At 56.4% G+C, this 597-nt stretch carries 1 protein-coding gene; it reads right to left on the bottom strand.

The features are described 5' to 3' along the window. Nucleotides 1-26: 26 nt before the first annotated feature. The gene (locus NW856_RS14315) at nt 27-485 is read right to left on the bottom strand and encodes a DUF4168 domain-containing protein (RefSeq protein WP_414400776.1); all 459 of its coding nucleotides are present in this window, start codon (nt 483-485) and stop codon (nt 27-29) included. Between the last annotated feature and the right edge of the window lie 112 nt (nt 486-597).

The following is a 597-nucleotide window of genomic DNA, read 5'->3' as shown; positions in this document are numbered from 1 at the left end:
GTTCAGCAGTGTTCAGCGTAAATGTATCAGTTGGAAGCTTCCCCTTCCTGCAAAACTTCTTGCAAGCGGGCCCGAACCCGCTGGTTGAGAACAGGATTTTCGTTCGCCAAGGTCATCAATTCGCGGTATTGAAGCACTGTCAGCCCTTGCTCCTCGACAATGCGGCTGGCTTGGGTTTCTGTGCGCCGCATAATTTGCTCGTACTCTTCCTCGTTCTGGGTTTCCCGCAGTTGGGCGCTCGCTTCCCGAATCAGGGGATCCAACTCCAACAAAATCCGCACCAACTGTTCCACCTGGGCATCGGTGACTTGCTCTGGGGTTAGAGTCGGAGATGCCAGAGGGCTAGGAGTTGCTGTGGCCGGAGCCTCCCCCGAAGTTGGAGAAGCAGTGGCAGCAGGGCTAGGCAGCGGGGTTGCTCCCTGTGCCCAAACCGGCAGGGATCCCAGGCTGAGTCCCAGACCCATCAGCAACGCGAATTTCATCATGCCCAAAACTCCCCAAACCCAGACAAGATAGACCTAAGCCCTTGAGGTGCAGCCAAACCTGAAGCCAGACTAGCAAGATGCGTAAACTACCCGACTCCGACCGCTAAAGCGG

Origin of the sequence: Synechococcus sp. R3-13 (assembly GCF_047462195.1) — a bacterium.
Classification (GTDB): Bacteria; Cyanobacteriota; Cyanobacteriia; order Thermostichales; family Thermostichaceae; genus Thermostichus.
Note: the sequence above shows the minus strand (reverse complement) of the source record. Positions and strands in the feature narration are given on the sequence as shown.

Excerpts from the sequence above, each read along its gene's own strand:
- NW856_RS14315 (WP_414400776.1), bottom strand. The coding sequence starts at position 485 with ATGATGAAATTCGCGTTGCTGATGGGTCTGGGACTCAGCCTGGGATCC.